Raw genomic sequence first — 19,417 nt, 5'->3', positions numbered from 1 at the left:
ACGCGCCTGCACGAGGAGCCTACGCTTGATGTCTGAAGAGAGATCAAGCTGAAATCGCGGTCGCGCGGACGTGAGCGCGAGGCGGCTAACGGGCACAACCTCACCACGCAACGTCTGCGTTCACCGGCAGCATGAACTGAAACATGGCACCGTGGGGAACATTTGCCGTAACCCACAGTCGGCCGCCGTGCGCTTCCATGATCGAACGGCAGATCGAAAGTCCCATGCCCATGCCGCTGGATTTGGTCGTGAAGAAGGGGTTGAACAGCCGATCCGCATCCTCGGCGGAGATGCCAACGCCGCAATCCGTCACACTTGCGAGCACTTGTTGCTTCTCGTCTTGGCGCGATCGGATCACCAGTTCGCGTTGCCGATCCGTAACGGATTGCATGGCTTCAATGCCGTTCATCACCAGATTGATGAAGACCTGTTGCAGTTGGACCCGATCTCCCAGGATCGCAGGGAGAGCTGGTGCCAACTCCGTTAGCAATGACACTTCATGGTTGATTAACTCGCGCTGCATCAGCGCAATGACTTCTCTAATGACGTCATTGACATCGAGTCGCACCATTTCAAGGTCGGATTTGTTCACCAGTGCGCGAACTCGACGGATCACTTCGCTCGCCCGATCGCTGTCGTTTATGATCCATTCCACCGAGCGGCGCGCACGTTCCAGGTCAGGAGTTTCGCGATCAAGCCAGCGCAAGGAGGCATGGGCGTTGGCAACGATACCTGCCAGTGGCTGGTTCACCTCATGGGCAATCGAGGCTGTCAGCTCGCCCAGCGTCGTCACGCGCATTGCGCGTGCGAGTTCTGCCTGCGCTTTGCGCAGCGCCTCTTCGGCATGATCTGCGCGGATCGTTGCGGTGACGTCAGCGCCGGTACCGCGATAGCCTAAGAAGCTTCCCTTAGCATCGAAAAACGGCTTGCCGCTCACTCGGACATAAACTGGAGATCCGAGCTCATTCAAGATGCTATACACGAAATCGCGAAATGATTGACGTGTGTCGAGTATCTCCCGATGCCGCCGCCATTTTTCTGGTTCGGATTCTACATCGTTTGCAATTTCCCATCGAAGCGCCCCGGGCAGACGTGAGGGCAGGACGCCAACCGCACCAACGTTCTCCGATATGCTGATGGTTCGGTGATCCGGTCCGGTTTCCCAGAGCCAGTCCGAGGCGGTTTCGGCATAATCACGAAAGCGCTCCTTGCTCTCGCGGAGCGCTTCTTCAGCGCGTTTGCGCTCCGTCATGTCGATAACGAAGACAACCCCCTCGTCTCGTTTGCCCTCGAAAAAGGCTCCTCCGACCAGAACTGGGACGCGGCTGCCATCCTTGCGGAAATATTCCTTCTCGTATGGCTTGCAGGTCCTAGTGGCGTTCAGTTCAGCTATGGCAGCCTCGTCCGCCGCGGCCCACTCGGCAGGCGTCAGTTTCGTCCACCGTATCCGACCCGAGACAAGGTCTTCGCGGCCGTAGCCCAACAAGTCGAGAAAGGCCTCATTGGCTTCGATGATCCGGCCGTGTGAATCCCCGATCATGATTCCGATGATGTTCGAGTCGACCAGGCGACGAATCCTGGCCTCCCGTTCCCCGAGATCGCTGTACAGGCGCGCGTTCTCCAGCGAGATCGCCGCTTGCGACGCCAGTAATTCAAGCACCGAAATCCGGGCGGGCGTGAACACATGCGATGCCAGATTATTCTCGAGGTAGAGCGCCGCAATCAGTTTGGCTTGCTTCACAAGGGGTATACAAAGGACTGAGTGAGCGTGTTTGTTGAAGAAGTACTCGTCCGCTGAAAACGGATTCTGCGCCATAGCATCATCAAGGATCACGTTTTCACGGGTCCGGATCACGTAGTGAAGTACGGATTCGGGAAGCTCGGGAGGTGAATCGGGCGTCTGGTGAAGCGTGACCTCAACCTGCCCCCGACCGGTCGTCGCTTCCGCCGCGATCCGTGGCTCGTCGCCCTGAAACAGGATGAGCAGGCCACGCTCTGCGCCGGCATGTTCCACTACGATCCTCATGAGCCTCTCGATGAGCTTGTCGAGGACGATCTCGCCGGATACTGCCTGGGCGGCCTTGAGTACCGCGCCGACATCCAGTCGCTCCACGGATGTGCCAATGGTAGCGGTGGCAGATGCAGGGACTGGTGCCTCGCGGAGATACGGATGAAGCCGTTCGAGTTGCCGCACCTTTCCATCGGCTCCCCAACGCAGATATCCGTACCGGGCATCCTGCAAATACGCACGCGCAATCTTCTCGAAGCCATGCGCAGCGTAGAAGCGAGAAGCGACTTCGTTAGCGAGCGCCTCATTGTGAATAAAGCCGTTGGCGCGGGCCGAGCGTATGGCCCGTTCGTAGAGGCGCTCGGCATCAAACTCTCGGCCTTCGAGACGAGCGATCTCGGCGGCGACCAGCGTCGCGCGATTCTCGAAATTCTCGGGGCAGTTCTCCGCCCACACATCGAGCTGTTTGTGATGGGCGACCAGCGCTTCCAGATGGCGAGCCCGTTCGCTGGCCGATGCGGCATCGCACTGTGCTGCTCGCGCGAGCGCGTCGTAAAAATGAAATTCGGCCACCTCAAAGAATGAGGGCGACGTCCAGAGAAGTTGCTGCGCCTTCGATGCTGCTTCGATAGCGGAAGCATAATCGTTTGCGTAAACGCGTGCTTGCAGCTTACGAACCCAATACCAGCATTCAGGAAGCGCCAAACGTGAATCACTCTGCAAATGATCTTCGAACTGGCTCTCGTTGAACCCGTTATCATTGAAGGAGCCAAATTCTGGCGTCAGGCCGCGCAGCGTCCGGGTCAACCCGAGCTGCGCGGTGATAATATCGATAACGAGACCAAACCGTGCCTTCCGCGCAAAGTCGAGCCCATTTTCAGCGTCGCGTTGCACATCACCGAGCGGATCACCGGCTGCGATAAGATTCGTGTTCAGGTTATTGCAGCTGTAAGCAGCAAAGGTGAGGTCGCCGATCCTGTTTGCGGCATCGAAGGCGCGACGCACCAAATCCCGGCCGGCTTGGACGTGCTGAGTCCAGGGCATAACAAGATTCCCAAAGGACATGTAGGCACGAGCTTGGTAGCGATGCAGACCACGCCTCTCCACCAGTTCGTAGCCAAGCCGACCGAAGCGAAATCCAGCTCGGTAATCGCCAAAGTGCGGTCCGAGAATCATACCAAGCCAGACATAGGCGAAGCACGATCCATCGCTGTTACCGTGCTCGAGGCTGAGATTCACCATCCGACAAATCACGAGCGAGAGCAGGTTTTTGTCGGTAAATAATGCCGGCGTCACAACCTCGGTCAGAACATCGAGCGTCGCGTGTACCTCCGGATTGCGCATCAACGGCAAGTCGACGAGGTTCTCTATGGAGAGGCTCCCGAGCTGTTGCCATATCCGATCATATTCTCGCTGGACTTCGTCCGTTGTTGGATGCGGCGACCAGTGAACACCGCTCCTTTGGAGGTATTCGAGGCAGACCGCCACGCCGCGGTCGCTCCGGTCCAGGGTCGTGTACAGCGTCAACCGCAAGCACGCCACGGCGGCGATGTCGATAAGGTTTCCCGCGCGATGCGAAAGCATCATGAGCCGTTCTTCCGCCGCCGCCAGATCGGCGGTCAGCAGCTCGCACTCTGCCAAGTGGTATTCAATCGAAAAAATTAGCTCGTATTGTTGCTGCCAACTGTCCTCTATCAGCATCGCGCGGCCAGCTGTGAGATAATTCAGCGCCGAAGCATAGGCCGTCGACGTCTTTGCGCGCTTGCCTGCAATAAGATTGAGTTCGGCGAGCCGGTCCCGCTCCTCCCGCGAATGGATCAGTGCGGCACCACGGTCCATCTGATTTACAATCTCGAATATTTTCTCCTCTAGCCCTTCTGATGATGCTCGTGACGCAAGCACTCGGCCAATTCGAAGATGTGTCACCGCGCGCTCTTTTTCGGGGATGAGAGCGTAGGCCGCTTCCTGAACGCGGTCGTGGAGGAACGCATAGGAACTGTCTAGGCGGAGAATCAGGCCCACGCGGGCAGCCTCCCAGAGCGCTGTGTGGACCCCATCTTCCGATACGCCTCGAACCAAGGTCAGGGTCGCGAACTCGGCCACGTTCCCTAGACAAGCGAGTTCCTGGAGTGCCTGCTGCGTCGTGTCTGGCAACCGTTTCAGCTTCGCGACCATGAACTCCACTACGTTGTCGGTGTAGCGTTTGGCGCGGATGCGCTCCAAGTCCGAAATCCAGGCCGCCGAGTTCGCGTCGAATGCAAGCAGCCCTTCCTCGGCCAGCCCAGTGAGGAATTGGATCGCGAAGAACGGATTGCCGCCGGTCCTCTCGTGCACCAGCTGCGCCAGAGGATGGGCGGAATCCCGGTTACAGTGCAGGGAATCGACCAATAGCCGACCGACATCGTCGACCTTGAGAGGCGCCAGCACGACTTCCTGGATCCGCGCTCCCGCCTTGCGGGCGGCATCGAGCGTTCGCATGAGCGGATGAGACGGATTGACCTCGTTGTCGCGATAGGCACCAACCAGCAGGAGGTGCCGCACATCTGGATCGGTGACGAGGTGTTCCAGCAGTTCGAGCGTTGCTGCATCCTGCCATTGCAAATCGTCGAGGAACAATGCGAGGGGGTGATCCTGCCGCGCGAACACGCCGACGAACCGTCGGAATACCATTTGGAAGCGGTTCTGTGCGTCCTGCGGTAGAAGATCCGGAACAGGTGGCTGTTTCCCGATGACGAACTCGACTTCAGGTATGAGGTTGACGATAAGCTGGCCGTTCGGGCGCAGCGCCTCGGTTAGGGAGTCCCGCCACGCCTTCACCTCCGCTTCGCTCTTGGCGAGGATCTGACGGACGAGGGTCCCGAAAGCTTGTGCTAGGGTCGTGTACGGGATGTCGCGCTTGTACTGGTCGAATTTGCCGGAAGCGAACATGCCGCGCGGCGGAACGAGCGCCTTGTGTAGCTCGTTCACCACGGAAGATTTGCCCACGCCTGAATAACCAGATACGAGCACGAGTTCTGGCTTGCCGTGGGCCACGACCCGGTCGAAGGCGGAGAGAAGGACAGCGATCTCGCGCTCCCGCCCATACAGTTTCTCCGGGATCAACAGGCGGTCCGACTGGTCGTGGCTGCCCAGCGGGAACGCGCCGATGCGGCCATGCGTCTCCAATTCCGCCTGACTTCGCCGTAAATCGACCTCGATACCCGCAGCAGTTTGGTAGCGGTCCTCGACGGTCTTAGCGAGGAGCTTCATCACAATAGCGGAGAGCGCGTCCGGGATGCGCGCGACCCGCTCGTTGGGCGGCACCGGTTGCCTCGCGATATGCCAGTGCACCCACTCCATCGGATCGGTAGCGGTGAAGGGAAGCTGCCCCGTCAACATTTCGTAGAAGGTGACACCCAGAGAATAGAGATCGCTGCGGGAGTCCACCGAGCGGTTCATCCTGCCAGTTTGTTCTGGCGCCATGTATGGGAGCGTCCCGGCGATTATGTCCGGCGGCGCTGGGGCCTGATGCTCGCGCGGCAGACGCGAGGCTATGCCGAACCCGGTCAGCCATACGCCGCCGCTTGTCGCATCCACCAGGATATTCGCAGGCTTGATATCCTTATGGATGAGGCCACGCTCGTGTACATGGCGCAGCGCCCCCGCCAGGGAGATCGCGATACGTAGAAAATGCGATATTTCCAATGGTCGGCCAAGCAGCTGATCGAGTGGCGTCCCGCCGGGATCTTCAAGCACCAGCGTCATGCGGCCGTTGTCGTGTGTCAGCGTGACCGGTCGCGCGGCCCAGCCGGCTTCAAGTTCGGATTTGAGCGCATATTCGTGTTGAAGTCGCTCGACGCAATCGAGCGAGGTTTCTTCGGCTGCAACAAGCAGCACCGGCGCCAGGCCGTCGCCGGAGCCTCGGTAGAGAGCGATGTCTCCCTTTCTCAACGGCGAGAATACATAGCCCAAGAGGTCATTCACGAGGGCCTCCTGCTGGGCGGACACTGAGTACCTCAATGCGGACACTGAGTACCTTGATTAGGATAGGTTTACGTCGCGCCGTCAAGCCGGGGCAGCCGTCGTGGAGCTTCAGTAAGCCATTTCGGTTCCGCTGCATTTTTGAAATTCGCAGCCGTTCGCAGGAACGTCAGGCCAATCAGCACATCCCCCCTTGCGATTTCTCGGCAGCACATACCAACGTATGGTTAGCCCAAACCAAAATTTAATGGGTGACGGCGGACTGCGGACTCACCTCGGTTGAACACATTCGCGGAACGAACAATGTGTTGTCGACCGGAGCGATACGGCTTGATGGCAAAGGCAGCCCTCAATCAAGAGTTCGACTGTCATGATGACATTGGCAAAGGCGAACATCGGACGCTACCTGCGTACGATTAGCGAAGTGCCTCAACATTCCTAGTTTCACTGGGACGGACAAGCCCCGGCGATTCACCATTCATGTGATCGACACCCATGTCGAGACTGTTAGTAACTAATCAAGGTCGCGACGCCGAACCCGCTGACGTGAGTTGCCAGGAACGCAAAGCCGAGACCGACGGCTATCCCCATCGCAGTGTGGCTGCGGCACATGACATAAGTGATCCTCTGACGACGCAGGCGGCTGCGGACCGAACTGGCACTTCCGAAGTCAGACTACTGTCATCTCGGGCAGGTACGCCCACAGAGGCACGCAATGACACTCCGCTCGGTTGGGGACCTTACTGGTTCATTTAAGGCGCTTGAGCAACGCGGCGGCATCGGAAACGGCTGATAAGACAATGCCGCAGCTGCCGGCAGTGCCCCGTTACAACAAAGGACAGTCTTTCGACCGCCCTGTGTTCATGGATCAAGAACTATCCTTGACGAGATCAGACGTCAGTCGTTCTATCTCAACCGCCTTTGCGATTCATCGAGAAATTAGCTTCCAGAGGGAGTGATGTCGCTGGGATGGAGGAATGAAGCGCCGCCGCCCGTTGTACCGAGACCAAAGCTCTCGATGTTCCGATGCGGCTCGTTCAACTGATTATACGAACTGCGGAAATCCCAGTGGCGGCGAGCTTTCCGCGCGTGGTATTCGGCCGCGCTGGCCATTTGAATGGTCGATACAGCAATCAATAATGCACCCAGAACAAACTTTTGCATCCTACTTCTCCGTTGGCTAACGACGGTGTCGGGGCATTCGTTGCCTCGCCTTGTGCGTCTTGTGCCGACGAAATAGACACGGAGAATGCTCTTGATAATTGTACGGAGGTCGCTCGCACTCGATGCCTTGGTGGTAGTCGCTTCATTCTCTCGTATCGCAGCATCAGGCAGTACGGTTGCTTCCCCGGATGAGTTGCCCTGAAACTGCGACCACACGCGCTAGCCTGCAAATCAAACCTAAATTTAGCTCGGCTAAAACCTCTGTTCAATGTCGGTTCGCCGAACTCACCCCTAGCTCTCGATGCGGAGCCAAGGCCTCCGGCACACAATCGCTAACCGGCCAAGCACGCAACCTGCGATTATATCGCTGAAGGGGTTAGAGTTATCGATGTCAAAGTTCGCGATTGGCGATAAGGTCGATAGAGCGACCGACGACCATGGAAGTGGCGTCGTAGTTGCCGTCTTCTCGACGGACGATGGCAATTTTAGATACGCCCTCGATATGGATGGGTACGGCACGCTACAGTTTCTGACCGAAGAAAAACTAGTCGTCCACCCCTGTTACTAGGCGCCACAAGCGGAAGTAAAGCGGCCGCTGACGAACGCCCTCAGTCGGTCCGAAGGTGCATCCCTTCCATATGTTCTCTCACTCGCGCCTCATTGCATGAGGAGTTCGAAATGTTACGTTTCTCTATGTCGTTGGGAGTGCTACTGCTCGTGGTCATGCCGCCCGCGTTTGCTGCGGAGCCGGAGATAAACGTGAAGACGGTATGTAATGCCAGAACGGCTGACGCGAAAGACTTGCAGATACCCCCTGACCAGAGCGACGAGGATTGCGTGCGTGATGAGGAAGCTGCAAGACAGCAGCTTGGTCCCCTCTCGGCATCAACATCGGCCTCAATACGGAATCGATGTCAGGCTGATGCTCGCTCGTTGGGTACCCTGGACTATTTCGATCTCCTCAGCTGCCTGCAAATTGCCGAGGATTTGAGATCCGCGCCCAAAAAGGGAACGCAATCGATGGCGCAGCGGCGATAGATGGCCAGCCATCCCGAATGCTCCTCGAGCTGGCGCAGGAGTTCGGTTAGCGGCCGGATATATGAAAGAATTTTTGCCCGCGCGTGCAAAGGCCATTGCTGACTCTGGCGGCAGATACATTGTGCGCGGGGGGCAGCCGAGAACAGTCGCCGGGCACCCCCCCGGCGGGGCAGGTCATCGTCGTTCAATTCGACAGCATCGACAACTTGGTCGCATTCACTGAATCGGCCGGTTTCAAAGACTCTCAGGCCCCCGGCGAGAAGTATGCCAACATCCGCATCTTCGGGGTTGAGGGTATCCCCAAGTGACCGTCATCACGGTTGCGGCAACGCTGCTGCATACGCCGCTAATGTCTGGGTCGGGTCAAAAGCGGCGGGCGTTAGCTTGAAATATACGAAATTGCGTCGCCAATACTCTGAAAGCCGACCTGATTTCAGAAGCTTGCCAGCTTGAGAATGGCCGATGTGAAGAAGCGCCCGAGTGTGACCCCTCCACCGCAAAATAGATCAATAACTTAACGCGCCTGTCGGCGTCGGGACCCCGCGCCGATTTACGGGCGCCAAGCCGCGCGATGTCGCGGCAACGCTGCAATATTTGGAAGCTCCGCCCCGCCCGCCATGGATCATGCCCGATCTTGGGGCGTTTCCTGCGCGATGGTGGGCGCATTTGTCGCCCGTTCCACAGCGAATGCCCCCTTCCCTTTTGCCGCCCAGAGCGCTCGCGCCTGTTCCGCTTGATTGCTTTTCAGTTTGTCTGCCATCCAGAGCAGCGCACCGTAGATTATGGCACGGTCGTCGCCGGTCAAATCCACAACCCCAGCTTTCACGACGAGGCCGCCGAGTTCGATCAGATGCCGCGTACGCTTGCGACGCTCAACCTGCCACGTCCGCATGTCATGTCGCGCCTTTGCGGATTGACGCCGGTTGCGCGCCGCTTGGTTGCGCAGGAGGGCCATCCGGATGGCGGTCAGTTGTCGGTGCAGTTCGCCGCGTCCGACTTTGAAAAAATGCAGCGCCGCGCCTGGCCCATGCCTCCCTCTTTCCGGCCTCTTTTGTTTCGGCCAGCACGATCAGCGCACCTGCCAATTCATCGGCGCTAAGCGCATCTGCCCCCGTAGCCATGACAAGTTCGCCAAGCTGCTGCACCTTGCGGCTCTTGAGGTCGCGCGCCTTGTCCCCAAGCGCCTTCAGTTCGGCATCAAAATCGCGCGGCTTGCGCATGGTCGTCTCCGTCAGTGTTGATGGAGAATTGATAGTCCAGCGTCACGCCCAATGCTGTAGGGTCACCGGGACCGGCCGAGACGGGCTGGTCCCTCCCGAGATTTTTTCGAGGGAGGGCGCGCTTATACGTCGTGCCGACGTGCGCTTCGCCATGTAGATGATCCGGTCGCGATGGCGATCTATCATCTTCACGTCAAGGTCATTGGCCGCAAATCCGGCGCAAGCGCGGTGGCATCGGCCGCCTACCGTTCGGCCTCGCGGCTGCGCGACGAGCGGCTGGATCGCAGCCACGACTTCTCGGCCAAGCGCGGCGTCGTCCATTCCGAGGTGATGCTGCCGGAGAATGCGCCAGCGGCATGGAGCGACCGCGAGCGGCTCTGGAACGATGTCGAGGCGTTCGAAGTCCGTAAAGATGCCCAGCTGGCCCGCGAGGTCGAATTCGCGCTTCCCCGCGAGATGAGTGAGGCGCAAGGCATCGAACTGGCCCGCGATTTCGTTCGGGGCGAATTCGTCGATCGGGGCATGATCGCCGATCTCAACGTGCATTGGGACATGGCTGAGGACGGCATGCCCAAACCCCATGCGCATGTCATGCTGACCATGCGTGCGGTTGACGAGAACGGTTTTGGCCAAAAGGTCCGTAACTGGAACCGCGCCGAGAGGGTGGAGCGCTGGCGCGAACGTTGGGCTGAGCTCGCCAATGAGCGCCTGGCCGAACTCGACATCGACGCACGGATCGACCATCGCAGCCTTGAGGCACAGGGTATTGCGCTCGAGCCGCAAAGCCAGATTGGCGCACCCGCCAAACGTATCGAGGTCCGGGGCATCGACGGCGACGGACTCGAAGCCGACCGCGCCGAGATGCATCGCGAGATCGCGCGCAACAATGGCGCGCGGATCATCGCCGATCCCTCCCTTGGGCTTGACGCGATCACGCAGCAGCAATCGACCTTCACGCGGCGCGACATGGCGAAGGTCGCGCATCGGCACAGCGACGGGATCGAGCAGTTCAACCAGGTCATGGGCGCGACGCGCAAGGCGCCCGATCTGGTCGAACTCGGCAAGGATACCAGCGGCGAGGAACGGTTCACGACCCGCGCCATGATCGAAGCAGAACAGCGGCTGCATCGCGCCGCCGAACTGATGGCCGAACGGGATCGCCATGAGGTGCGTGACAGGGATCGCGAAGCAGCTCTTGCGCGTGCCGAAGAACGCGGGCTTGTCCTGTCCGGCGAGCAGGCTGACGCGCTGGCGCATGTCACGGATGGCCGCGATTTGGGCGTCGTGATCGGCCATGCCGGAACGGGAAAAAGCGCGATGCTGGGGGTGGCGCGGGAGGCCTGGGAGGCGGCGGGCTACGACGCCCGGGGCGTCGCGTTGTCCGGTATCGCGGCAGAAAATCTCGAACGCGGATCGGGCATATCGTCACGCACCATCGCCAGCCTGGAGCATGGCTGGGAACAAGGGCGGGATCTGCTCACCTCGCGCGATGTCCTGGTGATCGACGAGGCGGGCATGGTCGGCACGCGCCAGTTGGAGCGCGTGCTGTCCCATGCCGCCGAGGCTGGCGCGAAAGTCGTGCTGGTCGGCGATCCGCAACAACTGCAAGCCATCGAGGCCGGCGCGGCGTTCCGCTCGATCCATGAGCGTCACGGCGGCGCGGAAATCGGCGAAGTGCGCCGTCAGCGCCAGGACTGGCAACGGGATGCCACGCGTTATCTGGCGACGGGCAGAACTGGCCACGCGCTGCAAGCCTATCGCTCCCGCGGCATGGTGCATGAGGCCCAGACCCGCGAGCAGGCGCGCGGCGATCTGATCGAGCGCTGGGACCGCGACCGGAAGGCGTCACCAGATAGGAGCCGGATCGTCCTCACTCACACCAACGACGAGGTCCGGGCGCTCAACGAGGCGGCGCGGGAGCGGATGCGGAACGGCGGCGACCTGGGTGATGAGGTGCGTGTGACGGTCGAGCGCGGCGAGCGAAACTTCGCCAGCGGGGATCGCCTCATGTTCTTGCAGAACGAGCGCGGCCTCGGCGTGAAGAACGGCACGCTTGGCACCGTCGAACAGGCGAGCGCGCAATCCATGACCGTGCAGACCGACGATGGCCGATCCGTGCGGTTTGACCTGAAGGACTACAACAAAATCGACCATGGCTATGCGGCGACTATCCACAAGGCCCAGGGCATGACGGTGGACCGCACCCATGTGCTGGTAACCCCAGGCATGGATGCCCATGCGAGCTATGTCGCCTTGTCACGGCACCGAGATGGCGTGGACCTGCATTATGGCCGCGACGATTTTGCGGGTTACGACCGGCTCAACCGCACCCTGTCGCGCGACCGGGCCAAGGACATGGCCTTGGACTACAAGCGTGCCGATCCCGTGCAGAGCTATGCCGAGGGGCGTGGAATCACCTTCGGCGAGCGCGTGGCCGAGATCGTGCGCAAGGTCGTGCCCGAGAAGGTACGCGACATGTTCGACGGCCTTCGCTCCCCTGAAAGTATGCCCGGCGTGCATGGCGGAATGAGGCCGGAACGGGAAAGGAGCGGTGCGCCAGGTCTGCGGCGCGAAAGCGAGGCGCCGGAAAGGAAAGTGGAGGTAGACCCGGAAAAGGAATTGCGCCGGTTGCGTACCAGGGCGCTCGTGCGCCATGCCAGCGCCGTGGCTACGATCTTCGCGGTGCAGGAACTGGGCGGCGAGGCAAGTCCCGAGCAGGTGAAAGAACTGCAAAAGGCCCGCAAAGTCTTCGAGGAGGTGCGGCCTTATGGCTCGGTCGACGCTGAAGCCGCCTACAAGAAGGATCCAGACCTCGCCTACGAGGCGGCTAGTGGCCGGGTCAACAGAGCCATCCGCGCGCAACAGCTCGAAACCGAAATGCGCGTCAATCCAGGCCGCCGCGCCGACCGCTTCGTGGAGCGCTGGCAGGAGCTCGGCCACACCAGCCAGCGCCAGTATCAGGCGGGCGACATGTCCGGCTACAGGTCAACGCGCTCGGCGATGGGCGCCATGGCGAGAAGCCTCGAACGCGATCCGCAACTGGAATCTCTCCTCGAGAACCGCAAGCGGGAGCTCGGCATCGCATTCGAATCGGGGCGCCGGCTTGGTCTCGAACTCGCCTTCACCCACGGCATCGATCTTGGCAGAGGCCGGGGCCTCGGAATTTGATCTATCCTATTTCCGCCGTTTAAACGCCAAAGTACGCCTGTGAGCAAAATGCTCTTGCGCCCCGCAACGCCCTGTTCCTGTCTAATCTCAGATGCTGTCAGAAACAGCGAGCAGGAGGCAGCGCGGCCATGCGCGAACCAGATCGTATCATCCGTTTGAAAACCGTTCTCGCCAAGACCGGGCTGTCCCGATCCACCATCTACCGCAAGATCGCTGAGGGCACCTTCCCCGCTCAGCTCCAAATCAGCACCAACGGGTCCGGGTGGCATGAATCCGACATCAACCGCTGGATCGCAGATCCCGTCGCGTGGCATCCGAAACTCGAGTTCGATCCGGTTCGATGAACTCTGACAACGCTCCCGACCGTCCGATTTTTGCCCTCCTGTACCCTGGATGTGCCCTTGTGCAAATGCCAACTGGCGCGGCCGGTCCTGATCCCCTTATCGTAGAGATCATCGAAGCACCTCTTTGAACCATGGCTGACAACGACAACAACAAACAGCGCCGGCTCGTCGAGTTTAAGGATGGGTGCCGCTATGGAAAGTTCGGAAAAACGAAAGCCTATGAGCTGATCGCGCAGGAACGGATCAGGGCCTACAAGATGGGAGGCAAGACGCTCATCGATCTCGATAGCATCGATGAATATCATGCTTCGCTGCCACGAGTTGAATCACGGGCTATGCTTTAGCCGGATTTGCGCAGCGGCACGGCAACTCACTTGCGTAGGCGATCGAGACGATTGGCCTAATGCTGCATCAGGCGCACGCGTTCGCTCCAATAGACTGCCCGGTTGTGGATGCCACGTGGAGTACCAATTACAATGAGCAAACCGCTGAGGTCGTGAAGCGCGGACTGATCTTCGGCCTGTTTCCGGGGTTCGGACTCGCACTCGTCGCAGCGATAGTCCTGGAGACTCGCGAGCAAAAGCGCGTTGCGGAAATGAGTGCGCGCGTCCAACGCATCGTGGCAGGCGAGCAACGGCTACCGACAAGCGGCACCGACGAGCCGCTGGATAGGCTCGCCACTCTCGTCAATGGCATGCTGGACGAAATCGAGATGCTGTCCAGAGCCTCGCCAGCGCCGGCGACGACATTGCGCATGACCTGCGGTCGCCGCTTACGGCCGTCCGGATCGGCCTCGACCGGGCTCGCGCCAACGCCAATTCGGTCGCGGACTGGCAGACGGCAGTCGATAAAGCGATCGCGCGCATTGACCATGCGATCTCGATCGTTGCCGCGCTTTTGCGCATTCGCGAGATTGAGCAGGTTCGACGCACGGATGGGTTCGGCAACGTTGCGTTGGCCGACCTGGTGGGCGAGATTGGCGAACTCTACGAGCCGTTGGCCGAGCAGAAGCGGATCGAACTTAGGGTGAGAACGGAATCGGAGCTAATTGTGCGCGGTGACCGCGACCTTCTTTTCGAAGTGGTTGCCAACCTGCTCGACAATGCCATCACTTCACGCCGGAAAGGGGGCGTATTGATGTCTGTCTTACAAGCCGCGGCAACGACGGCTTCGTGCGAGTGACCGACACCGGACCGGGGGTCCGCGAGGACGAGCGCGAGCTGGTTGTGCAGCGATTCTACCGATCAGATCGAAGCCGCCATATCAAGGGCTTGGGGCTGGGTCTCAGCCTAGTTGCGGCGATCGTCAAGCTGCACGGTTTCCGCTTTGACATCCTGCCCGGGCTAGGTTTTGTGGTTGAAATAGCATTTCGCCCCAAAACGGCCAGTTCAGTCTGAAATGGCGAAGGACCGCCGAGATCAGTGACGGGCTACTCCGGTTCGTCTGGTACGAGGCGGGGGATGTGTCCGCTTCGCGCCACAGAGCGACACTCGCGGTACTTCGCTGTGGCGTGCGCGGCGACCTTTCAGGTGGCGGGCCTCGGGCTTATGTCATCCGCCGCCATGCGCGGCAATTAGCGTCATCTGCAGGTATCCGCGAAAGATTGACCCAGATGCTAGCCGTGTCGTTGGTCGTGAGTTTCAAAATCATTGCGAAAACGCCGTGGTTGCGCCGGATGGTAACCGCCAGCGGCCCTTGGGCAGTTAGTCGTGCTGCCTTTGAACGGAATATCGTTTCGGGAAGGTCTTGTACGCCCCCTACGCCGGCTTACTTCTAGGTGGTTAGCACTCGCTAGCCTCGACTGCTATTTAGTCCAAGCAACAACAATCAGAAAATAGGAGGACAGCATGAAATTCCGTCCGCTTCACGACCGCGTCGTGGTCAAGCGTATCGACGCCGAAGAGAAGACCACTGGCGGCATCATCATTCCGGACACTGCCAAGGAAAAGCCCTCGCAGGGCGAAATCACCGCCGTCGGTCCGGGTGGCCGCGACGAAGCCGGCAAGCTGATCCCGATTGACCTCAAGGTTGGCGACCGCGTGTTGTTCGGCAAGTGGTCGGGCACCGAGGTCAAGCTCGATGGTCAGGAACTGCTGATCATGAAGGAAAGCGACATTATGGGCGTTCTCACCGATCTGCCCGCCGCTAAGAAGAAAGCCGCGTAAGCGCGCCAGTCACTTTACCTCATCCTGAGGAGCCGGCACAGCCGGCGTCTCGAAGGATGCGGCCCGCAGGTTCAAATCTCATCCCCGAAGAACCCGCCTATTTCAGCGGTATGGGATCGATGGAAAACGGAGACCATTATGTCAGCCAAAGAAGTCAAATTCGGCGTCGATGCCCGCGACAGGATGTTGCGCGGCGTCGAAATTCTCAACAACGCGGTAAAAGTGACGCTCGGCCCGAAGGGCCGCAACGTCGTGCTCGACAAGTCATTCGGCGCGCCCCGCATCACCAAGGATGGCGTCACCGTCGCCAAGGAAATCGAGCTTGACGACAAGTTCGAGAACATGGGCGCCCAGATGGTGCGCGAAGTCGCCTCCAAGTCGGCCGATGCCGCCGGCGACGGCACCACCACCGCGACCGTTCTGGCGGCTGCGATCGTGCGCGAAGGCGCCAAGGCCGTTGCCGCCGGCATGAACCCGATGGATCTGAAGCGCGGTATCGACCTCGCGGTCGAAGCCGTCGTTGCGGACCTCGTCAAGAACTCCAAGAAGGTCACCTCGAACGAGGAAATCGCCCAGGTCGGCACTATTTCGGCCAACGGCGATGCCGAGATCGGCAAGTTCCTCTCCGACGCCATGAAGAAGGTCGGCAACGAGGGCGTGATCACGGTCGAGGAAGCCAAGTCGCTTGAGACCGAACTCGAGGTCGTCGAAGGCATGCAGTTCGACCGCGGCTACATCTCGCCCTACTTCGTCACCAATGCCGACAAGATGCGCGTTGAAATGGAAGATGCCTACGTCCTCATCAGTGAAAAGAAGCTGTCTCAGTTAAATGAATTGCTTCCCTTACTGGAAGCCGTGGCGCAGAGCGGTAAGCCGCTTGTGATTATCGCGGAAGACGTCGAAGGCGAGGCCCTCGCCACCCTGGTCGTCAACCGTCTGCGTGGCGGTCTGAAGGTCGCGGCCGTCAAGGCTCCGGGCTTCGGCGATCGCCGCAAGGCCATGCTGCAGGACATCGCGATCCTGACCGGTGGCCAGGCCATCTCGGAAGATCTCGGCATCAAGCTCGAGAACGTCACCCTCAACATGCTCGGCCGCGCCAAGAAGGTGATGATCGACAAGGAAAACACCACGATCGTCAACGGCGCCGGCAAGAAGGTCGACATCGAAGCTCGCGTGGCGCAGATCAAGGCGCAGATCGAGGAAACCACCTCGGACTACGACCGCGAGAAGCTCCAGGAACGCCTGGCCAAGCTCGCCGGCGGCGTCGCGGTGATCCGCGTCGGCGGCGCGACCGAGGTCGAGGTGAAGGAGCGCAAGGATCGCGTGGATGACGCGATGCATGCGACCCGTGCGGCTGTGGAAGAAGGCATCGTTCCGGGCGGCGGTGTCGCTCTGCTGCGTGCTTCCGAGCACCTAAAGGGCATTCGCACCAAGAACGACGACCAGAAGACCGGCGTCGAGATCGTGCGCAAAGCACTATCCTATCCGGCCCGCCAGATCGCGATCAACGCGGGCGAAGACGGCTCCGTCATCGTCGGCAAGATCCTCGAAAAGGATCAGTATTCGTTCGGCTTCGACAGCCAGACTGGCGAATACGTCAACCTGATCTCCAAGGGCATCATTGACCCGACCAAGGTGGTCCGTGTGGCAATCCAGAACGCGGCTTCGGTTGCGGCTCTCCTGATCACCACCGAAGCCATGGTGGCTGAAGTTCCGAAGAAAAACGCCGGTGCCGGAGGCATGCCTCAGGGCGGCGGCGGAATGGGCGGCATGGGCGGTATGGATTTCTAAGGCCAAACTGTTTGCCGCTCAACAATAGGAAAGGCCCGGCAAAAAAAAGCCGGGCCTTTTTTCGCAGTCGCGAGCTAGGCGTTGCCGATATCGGCGACCAAGTGTTTAACCATAAACCGAGATGGGGTAGCGGCGCTCGGAATTGCCGAAGCGGACATGAGTGTTGTTGCCGTAAGCGAGAAATTCTTCGAGACGCCGGCCTCTTCATTTATTATTTCCGACAACGGATCTAGTCGCGAGACGGGAAAAGACGCTGATTTCATCAGTGACGGATTGATGCGGCGGCGCAACCCACCAATATACATTGCCGCTGCACAAGTCCGCTTTCTTCTCGGCGACGACTCGCCAAGTCGGTTTCGTCAGTGCGTAATCCCCCGGCTTCGCGAGAGATGGGTCAGATCATAGACGGCAATCCTGTCGTCAGCGGCTCCTCACCTACTTGGTGTGACCGATCGCCCAGACATAGGCGGACACCGCGGCGACGTCGGCGTCCGACAGTTGGGCGCCGCCCTTCGGCGGCATGACGCCTGTATAGTTGCGAGGGCGCGGTACGCCGTCGGTCACGGTCTTGGTGATGGCCCCGAGGCTGCCGTCGCCCCACACCCAAATGCCGTTGGTCAGGTCGGGGCCGACCGACGTTCCCTTGGCGTCGGACCCGTGGCATCCGCTGCAGGTGCCGTTGTCGGCCTCGCCGTGGAAGATGCGGTCGCCTAGCGCGACCTGATCCTTGGTGGCGTCGGGCGGCACCGGAAGGTCGGGGGTGGCGCGACCCGCATCCGCATGCGTTCCTTCCGGCGGCAGGGCAGCGCCGGCCGCGCCGGATGCCGCAGCAGGGGCTGGCGCAGCTGCCACCCGCGCGGTCGCTGCATCGCCGCGATAAGTCACCCGCCAGATGCGGCCATGCACGTCGTCGGAAATGTAGAGCGCGCCATCCGGCCCCATGGCCAGGCCGCTCGGCCGAAAGGCGGCGCGACCAGGATCCTTGTGCGCGCCAGCGAAGCCATCGGCGAACACGACGTAATCGCCCGCCGCCTTGCCGTCGCTCATCGGCTGAAAGACCACATTGTAGCCCGCCTGCGCCCGCGGCGCGCGATTCCACGAACCGTGGAAAGCGATGAAGGCGCCGTCACGATAAGGCTCGGGAAACTGTGTGCCCGTATAGATCAACAGGTCGTTGGGCGCCCAATGACCCGGAAAGGCGGCCACCGGCCCCTCCTTGTCGGCGCAAACCCCGACCGTCTTGCCTCCGTCGCCACCATATTCGGGCGCCAGGACCAGCTTTTTCTGACTCTGATCGTAGTAGCATTCCGGCCATCCGTAATCGCCGCCCTGTTTCAGTTCGAGCAGTTCCTCGGCCGGCAGTTCGACGCCTTGGTCGACACTATAGAGCTTGGGCCAGTTCTGTGAGAGCTGATCGCGACCGTGCTGCGTAACAAAGAGCCGTCCGGCCTTGTCGAACCCGAACCCCTCTCCATTGCGGATGCCGGTGGCATAGCGCGCGGCGGCCGAGAAAGTCTGGCCGGCCTTGTTGGCGTCGTAGCGCCAGATGCCAGCCCGCGTCTCTAGCTCGGTACAGGGATTGTGCCCGGGCGACAGGGGCATGCGATTGTCGTCCTGGCATGCATTCGTGGCCGATCCCAGGTCGACGAACAGGTTACCCTTGGCGTCGATGGCAAACGGGTGCATTGGGTGATCGCCGGTCAGCGGCATGCCGGATAACACGGTCTTCGGCTGGCCGGCCGGCACGATCTCGCCCTGGGCGCGCGCATAGCTGACGATCTTGTCGTTCAGTTCGGCATAGAGCGCACCATTGTAGAGCGCGATGCCGGTGCCGCCGGCAGCGCCGGCGGCCTTGTCCGGGCCAAAACGCTTGACGACATCTGCCTTGCCGCTGCCGGAAGTATCCTTGAGCGCGAGCAGGAATCCGCCAGCCGGCGGAGTGTCGTTGTGGTAGTAGCGACCGCTCCAGGTGTTGGCATAGACGACATTGTCGCTGCTGACCGTCATTTGACGGACGTGGCCGAGATTGTCGGCAAAGACGGTGGCGCAGAATCCGGGTGAGAGGGTGATACCGGTTTCCTGATTTTGACATTCTGCGGCGACGGCACCATGCGGAGCGGCCACCGCGGCGACACCGAGCACCAGGAGGACCGAAGGAAGATTCATCTTTGAGGGCTGGGTTGACGACATTTGATCCTTCGTCCTTTCATGCGGTCCGGAACTGGGGGAGTTCGGCTCGCTTTGCGCCATCGGTTTGAGATGTTTGAACGGTAGCTCGTCTTGCAACGCAGACATTTCTGGTTTGCACGAATTTTTCGGGACTCAAACCTTTGTGATTGGATCGCGCCGGAATCCGGCCGCCGACCGGACCGTTCAACTCTCGACTCCGTCGGATGTCGGAAATAGCGCGTTGTGATGAAGGTCCTCCTGCCGCTGTGACTGGAGCACCCGACGAAGCCGAGGTGTTGGCACATCGCCGGTGATGGACTTAAAAGAAGCGCTGCGGTTCCGTTAATGGTCGCTATCTGGTTTTTAGCTGCAAGATCATTGGCAAATGAG

The 19,417-nt window shown here is 60.3% G+C and carries 14 protein-coding genes; 9 read left to right on the top strand and 5 right to left on the bottom strand.

Going from position 1 to position 19,417, the window contains the following annotated elements; translation table 11 throughout:
- Window positions 1-100: 100 nt before the first annotated feature.
- Both BUA38_RS17740 and BUA38_RS36755 read right to left on the bottom strand, forming a co-directional pair.
- Complete coding sequence (locus BUA38_RS17740) at window positions 101-5,971, bottom strand: ATP-binding sensor histidine kinase (protein ID WP_083588017.1); 5,871 nt, start codon at window positions 5,969-5,971, stop codon at window positions 101-103.
- Between the two features lie 936 nt (window positions 5,972-6,907).
- The gene (locus BUA38_RS36755) at window positions 6,908-7,132 is read right to left on the bottom strand and encodes a hypothetical protein (protein ID WP_156898561.1); all 225 of its coding nucleotides are present in this window, start codon (window positions 7,130-7,132) and stop codon (window positions 6,908-6,910) included.
- A gap of 678 nt (window positions 7,133-7,810) precedes the next feature.
- On the opposite strand from BUA38_RS36755, the gene BUA38_RS17730 reads away from it, so the two are divergent.
- Both BUA38_RS17730 and BUA38_RS38795 read left to right on the top strand, forming a co-directional pair.
- Window positions 7,811-8,170, top strand: a complete 360-nt coding sequence (locus BUA38_RS17730) for a hypothetical protein (RefSeq protein WP_156898560.1) — start codon at window positions 7,811-7,813, stop codon at window positions 8,168-8,170.
- 83 nt (window positions 8,171-8,253) lie between these two features.
- Window positions 8,254-8,478, top strand: coding sequence for a DUF1330 domain-containing protein (locus tag BUA38_RS38795; RefSeq protein WP_083587629.1), 225 nt, complete (start codon window positions 8,254-8,256; stop codon window positions 8,476-8,478).
- A 314-nt stretch (window positions 8,479-8,792) separates the two neighbouring features.
- Here the strand turns inward: BUA38_RS38795 and BUA38_RS17720 are convergent, their stop codons facing one another.
- Together BUA38_RS17720 and BUA38_RS17715 are read right to left on the bottom strand one after the other, a co-directional pair.
- Window positions 8,793-9,062, bottom strand: a complete 270-nt coding sequence (locus BUA38_RS17720; RefSeq protein ID WP_072819670.1) for a conjugal transfer protein TraD — start codon at window positions 9,060-9,062, stop codon at window positions 8,793-8,795.
- Between the two features lies 1 nt (window position 9,063).
- A complete protein-coding gene (locus BUA38_RS17715) occupies window positions 9,064-9,390 on the bottom strand; it encodes a conjugal transfer protein TraD (RefSeq protein ID WP_072819668.1) in 327 nt (108 codons plus the stop codon).
- A gap of 171 nt (window positions 9,391-9,561) precedes the next feature.
- Here BUA38_RS17715 and traA point away from each other — a divergent pair, with 171 nt between their 5' ends.
- From traA to groL, 7 genes are all read left to right on the top strand, one after another.
- Window positions 9,562-12,558, top strand: a complete 2,997-nt coding sequence (gene traA, locus BUA38_RS17710; RefSeq protein ID WP_072819658.1) for a Ti-type conjugative transfer relaxase TraA — start codon at window positions 9,562-9,564, stop codon at window positions 12,556-12,558.
- Between the two features lie 128 nt (window positions 12,559-12,686).
- Window positions 12,687-12,902 carry a helix-turn-helix transcriptional regulator gene (locus BUA38_RS17705; protein ID WP_072819656.1) on the top strand — a complete coding sequence of 72 codons (216 nt, stop codon included), beginning with the start codon at window positions 12,687-12,689 and terminating at the stop codon, window positions 12,900-12,902.
- Window positions 12,903-13,033: 131 nt separating this feature from the next.
- Window positions 13,034-13,246, top strand: coding sequence for a helix-turn-helix domain-containing protein (locus BUA38_RS17700; RefSeq protein ID WP_072819654.1), 213 nt, complete (start codon window positions 13,034-13,036; stop codon window positions 13,244-13,246).
- Between the two features lie 610 nt (window positions 13,247-13,856).
- Window positions 13,857-14,084: a hypothetical protein gene (locus tag BUA38_RS38080; RefSeq protein ID WP_244552981.1), complete on the top strand. Its 228-nt coding sequence runs from the start codon at window positions 13,857-13,859 to the stop codon at window positions 14,082-14,084.
- On the top strand, window positions 14,075-14,299 hold the full coding sequence (locus tag BUA38_RS38075; RefSeq protein ID WP_072819649.1) for an ATP-binding protein: 225 nt from the start codon (window positions 14,075-14,077) through the stop codon (window positions 14,297-14,299). Before BUA38_RS38080 ends, BUA38_RS38075 begins: the two co-directional genes overlap by 10 nt.
- Window positions 14,300-14,749: 450 nt before the next feature.
- On the top strand, window positions 14,750-15,067 hold the full coding sequence (locus BUA38_RS17680) for a co-chaperone GroES (RefSeq protein WP_072819647.1): 318 nt from the start codon (window positions 14,750-14,752) through the stop codon (window positions 15,065-15,067).
- 138 nt (window positions 15,068-15,205) lie between these two features.
- Window positions 15,206-16,858: a chaperonin GroEL gene (gene groL / locus BUA38_RS17675; RefSeq protein ID WP_072819645.1), complete on the top strand. Its 1,653-nt coding sequence runs from the start codon at window positions 15,206-15,208 to the stop codon at window positions 16,856-16,858.
- A gap of 435 nt (window positions 16,859-17,293) precedes the next feature.
- On the opposite strand, the gene BUA38_RS17670 is transcribed toward groL, so the two are convergent.
- A complete protein-coding gene (locus BUA38_RS17670; RefSeq protein ID WP_156898558.1) occupies window positions 17,294-19,048 on the bottom strand; it encodes a c-type cytochrome in 1,755 nt (584 codons plus the stop codon).
- Between the last annotated feature and the right edge of the window lie 369 nt (window positions 19,049-19,417).

The organism is Bradyrhizobium erythrophlei (assembly GCF_900142985.1).
In the GTDB taxonomy this organism is placed as follows: Bacteria; Pseudomonadota; Alphaproteobacteria; order Rhizobiales; family Xanthobacteraceae; genus Bradyrhizobium; species Bradyrhizobium erythrophlei_B.
Note: the sequence above shows the minus strand (reverse complement) of the source record. Positions and strands in the feature narration are given on the sequence as shown.

Coding starts and splice junctions, on each gene's coding strand:
- BUA38_RS36755 (WP_156898561.1), bottom strand. CDS start 7,132: ATGCAAAAGTTTGTTCTGGGTGCATTATTGATTGCTGTATCGACCATT.
- BUA38_RS17730 (WP_156898560.1), top strand. CDS start 7,811: ATGTTACGTTTCTCTATGTCGTTGGGAGTGCTACTGCTCGTGGTCATG.
- BUA38_RS17720 (WP_072819670.1), bottom strand. CDS start 9,062: ATGCGGACGTGGCAGGTTGAGCGTCGCAAGCGTACGCGGCATCTGATC.
- BUA38_RS17715 (WP_072819668.1), bottom strand. CDS start 9,390: ATGCGCAAGCCGCGCGATTTTGATGCCGAACTGAAGGCGCTTGGGGAC.
- traA (WP_072819658.1), top strand. CDS start 9,562: ATGGCGATCTATCATCTTCACGTCAAGGTCATTGGCCGCAAATCCGGC.
- BUA38_RS17705 (WP_072819656.1), top strand. CDS start 12,687: ATGCGCGAACCAGATCGTATCATCCGTTTGAAAACCGTTCTCGCCAAG.
- BUA38_RS17700 (WP_072819654.1), top strand. CDS start 13,034: ATGGCTGACAACGACAACAACAAACAGCGCCGGCTCGTCGAGTTTAAG.
- BUA38_RS17680 (WP_072819647.1), top strand. CDS start 14,750: ATGAAATTCCGTCCGCTTCACGACCGCGTCGTGGTCAAGCGTATCGAC.
- groL (WP_072819645.1), top strand. CDS start 15,206: ATGTCAGCCAAAGAAGTCAAATTCGGCGTCGATGCCCGCGACAGGATG.
- BUA38_RS17670 (WP_156898558.1), bottom strand. CDS start 19,048: ATGTCGTCAACCCAGCCCTCAAAGATGAATCTTCCTTCGGTCCTCCTG.